Source organism: Mesorhizobium sp. M7A.F.Ca.US.005.03.2.1 (genome assembly GCF_003997795.1).
In the GTDB taxonomy this organism is placed as follows: domain Bacteria; phylum Pseudomonadota; class Alphaproteobacteria; order Rhizobiales; family Rhizobiaceae; genus Mesorhizobium; species Mesorhizobium ciceri.
The window spans coordinates 1-3,502 of the sequence record NZ_RZRP01000678.1 but is presented as its reverse complement, the minus strand read 5'-3'; the positions used below and the strand labels follow the sequence as shown (position 1 = coordinate 3,502).

Annotated in this window: 4 protein-coding genes and 1 pseudogene; 1 reads left to right on the top strand and 4 read right to left on the bottom strand. The window is 63.0% G+C overall.

The window, feature by feature from the left end:
- The 3 genes and pseudogenes from EN991_RS28170 to rsfS all read right to left on the bottom strand — a co-directional run.
- A pseudogene (locus EN991_RS28170) lies at positions 1-224 on the bottom strand (hypothetical protein); the annotation flags it as partial.
- 124 nt (positions 225-348) lie between these two features.
- Entirely contained in the window at positions 349-831 is a 483-nt protein-coding gene (rlmH, locus tag EN991_RS28165; protein ID WP_013529074.1) for a 23S rRNA (pseudouridine(1915)-N(3))-methyltransferase RlmH, read from the bottom strand.
- Between the two features lie 27 nt (positions 832-858).
- A complete protein-coding gene (rsfS, locus tag EN991_RS28160) occupies positions 859-1,236 on the bottom strand; it encodes a ribosome silencing factor (protein WP_013529073.1) in 378 nt (125 codons plus the stop codon).
- A gap of 242 nt (positions 1,237-1,478) precedes the next feature.
- Between rsfS and EN991_RS28155 the strand changes: the two genes are divergently transcribed.
- Positions 1,479-2,330, top strand: coding sequence for a mechanosensitive ion channel domain-containing protein (locus EN991_RS28155; RefSeq protein WP_013529072.1), 852 nt, complete (start codon positions 1,479-1,481; stop codon positions 2,328-2,330).
- Positions 2,331-2,339: 9 nt separating this feature from the next.
- Here EN991_RS28155 and EN991_RS28150 read toward each other — a convergent pair.
- The coding region (locus EN991_RS28150) for an MFS transporter (RefSeq protein ID WP_127369977.1) at positions 2,340-3,502 on the bottom strand (1,163 nt) is incomplete at its 5' end.

The window sequence follows — 3,502 nt, the reverse complement described above, 5'->3', positions numbered from 1 at the left end:
TTCTTGATCGTCGCGATGTCGGCGGAGAGCTTGGCCAATCGTTCCGACGACAGCGAGATCTCCTTCGAGACCCGTTCATATTCGGCCCGGCTCTGGTCCGGATCGGGAGCCATGTCGAGCGTGTTTTCCGCCCGCCCCACATGCAGCGACAGCACAAGCACCGCCGCCGCGATGCCGCAGCGCGCGCACCATGAGCCCGTTCTTGATTTTCTGTCTTCAGACATTGAAGCCCGACTCTATGCGTGGCTTCGTTAACGAACAATCAACCATGTTCGAAACCGCCCACTCGATGCAATGTTACGTTGGCATTGGGGCGGAAATCCGGGTGTGTCGCACCAATTCACCGGCTTACGAGCGATGGTAGGGATGTCCCGAAAGGATGGTGGCCACACGATAAAGCTGCTCTCCCAGCATCACGCGCACCAGTTGATGCGGCCATGTCAGCAATCCGAACGACATCACCAGTTCGGCCTGGTCGCGCAGCGACTGATCGTGGCCGTCGGCGCCGCCGATGGCGATGATCAGCGCCTTGCGGCCACCGTCACGCAACAGGCCGAGGCGCCCGGCGAAATCTTCCGAGGAAAAGCTTTTGCCGCGTTCGTCGAGCAGGATCAGCGCGGTGCCGGGCTGCAACTGCGTCTGCAGTTTCTGGCCTTCCTCACGCCGGCGCTCGTTGGCGGTCTGGCCGCGCCCCTCGGCTATTTCGGCAATGCCGCCAAATTCAAGCCCCACCGCCGGGCCGCTCTTGGCGAAGCGCTCGAAATAGCGGTCGGCCAGCAGCTTCTCGGGGCCGGCTTTCATCCGGCCCACGGCATGAACTGATATCTTCATCCTTGCCTTGTAAGCCGCGCGAACGACTTAGTGGAGCGTTTCTTCCTCGAGGTCCGGCGCCTGCCACATCTTTTCGAGATTGTAGAATTCGCGGACTTCGGGGCGGAAGACATGGACGATGATGTCGCCAGAATCGATCAGGACCCAGTCGGCGCCGGACAGCCCCTCGACGCGCGCGGTGCCGAGACCGGCATCCTTGATCGCTTTGAGAAGATGATCGGCGACAGCCGCGACATGACGGTGCGATCGGCCCGAAGCGACGACCATATAGTCGCCGAGGCTCGATTTCCCCTGGATGTCGATGGAGACAATATTTTCGGCCTTGGAGTCTTCCAGACTGGCAAGGACTGTCTTGATGGCGCGGGACACGGCGTCGTCTACGCTGATCCTGGCCGGCGAAGGCATGATATCGGCCTTCTTCCGCAGTGCTGTTCTCAGTGTATTTCCTTTCGCAGCAAGAACAACCAAATCACCCCTTGAAGCAGGTGACACCACTTAGATAGGCAGAGTTCCCTGACAGTTTCAAGACGGGACCCTGCCTCGCACGAACGTATTGTCGCTCCTGTGGTTCCGCCGCACACCGGAAAAGATCGGAACCCTCGCCGTCGGCATGGGTTATCGGCTCACCGACCAACCGGATTTCCCCCATGCCGATCGACCCGCAAAACGCCTTCCTCAGCGTCCAGGCTGGCCTCGCCCAACTGAGCACGCTGATTGTTTCCTACTCCTTCTCGGCCATCGGTGCCGTTATCCTCTTGATCGTCGGCTATATCGTCGCCGGCCTTGCCGAACGTTCGATCTTCGCCGGTCTCGGCCATATCCATGGTTTCGACGCGACGTTGCGGCATTTCTTCTCCAAGATCGTCCGCTATGCCATCCTGATCCTCGTCACCATCATGGTGCTCGGCCAGTTCGGCGTGCAGACGGCCTCGATCATTGCCGCGATCGGTGCCATTGGCCTCGCCATCGGCCTGGCGTTGCAAGGCACGCTGCAGAACATCGCGGCCGGCATCATGCTTCTGGCGCTGCGGCCGTTTCGCATCGGCGAGTCCGTCGAGGTCGGTTCGATTGCCGGTACGATCGAGGAGATCGGCCTGTTCGCAACCAAGCTCAGGACGGCCGACGGGGTCTACATATTGGCGCCCAACTCGACGCTGTGGAACCAGCCGGTGCGCAACTTTTCGCGCAATGGCGTGCGCCGTAGCGACATCACGCTCAGCATCGGCTCCTGGAACGACATCGACAGGGCCCAAAAGACCTTGCTTGCCATTGCCGCCGCCGAACGGCGGGTCAAGCGTGAGCCGGCACCGATCGCTTTCGTCGCGACATTGGGCGACAGCACTGTTTCGATTGCCTTGCGCTACTGGACATCGTCGGCCGACTTCTTCGCCACCCAGACCGATCTCACCAAGCGCGCCAAACAGGAATTCGATAGCGAAGGCATATCGATCCCGCTGCCGCCACCGGAAGCCCCGTCGCCGGAAGCCCGTCGACAATAGTCGGGTGGCTCAGTGCCGGCCCTCATCGTCCGGTGCGAAGGCGAGTTCGACCGGCAACGGCGCCTGCGCCGTCATCGGTGCGAAACTGCCGGTTTCGCCGACCGGGACCGCACGCGTCGTGAACACACGCAAAAGCACGAACAGGCAGAAGGCTGCGGCGATGAGAACAGCCACATAGATGAAAGCCTGCGTTCCGAAGACGGCCGACAGCGCCGTCACGATGCCGGGCACGACGAAGCCCGACAGCGACCAGGCAAACAAAAGCGAACTGGACAGCGCCACCATGTCGTCCTTGCCGGCGCGGTCGGCGGCGTGCGCACTGGCCAGCGAATAGATCGATTCCGAAGCGCCGTCCCACACGATATAGATCACAACCAACGCGGCCAGCGCGCCGCCATCGAACCCGAGTGCAAACAGGCCGGCGACCATGGCGAGCGCGGATGCGGCGATCAGCACATAGCGGCGGTCGGTTCGGTCGGAAATCCAGCCAAGCGGGATCTGCAGGATCAGCGTGCCGAGAGGCATCGCCGAAAGCAGCAGCGCCACGTCGGCCTGGCTGTAGCCCTTGGCCGTGGCGTGGATCGGTGCGAAGCCAGCAATCGACATCGACAGGCCGCCGACGGCAAGCATGCCGGCGACGCCGACCGGTGAAACCCGCCAGGCACGGCGCAGCGCCACCGAGGCCGCCTGCGGCGCCGGCGGCTGGGCAAGTTTGGTCATCCCGACAGGGAGGATCGACAGCGCGGTGAAGACGATGCCGATCAGCGGCGCATCCGCTGTCCTGATATCGACCAGCGCTAGCGTCGCGTAGCCGACGCCGAGCCCGGCGACATAGGCAACGTAGAAGAAAGCCATCACCCGGCCGCGGATGGCGTTGGCAACCGCATCGTTCAGCCAGCTCTGCGCGACGATGAACAGGCCGCATATGGCAAAGCCGTAGAGCGCGCGGGCGGCTATCCACAGCAGCGGAAGGACCCCGGCGCCGACAGCGGCGTTGGCCAGCGCGATCAGCGCCGACAGCACCATGAAGGCGCGGGCATGGCCGACCCTTCGCACCAGCGGTCCGGTCAAGATGCAGCCGGCGAGCCCGCCGGCCGAAAGCCCGGTGATGATCAGCCCGGCCCAGGTCGGATCGAAACCCTCGGCGCCAAGCCGGACCGGGATGTAGGCAA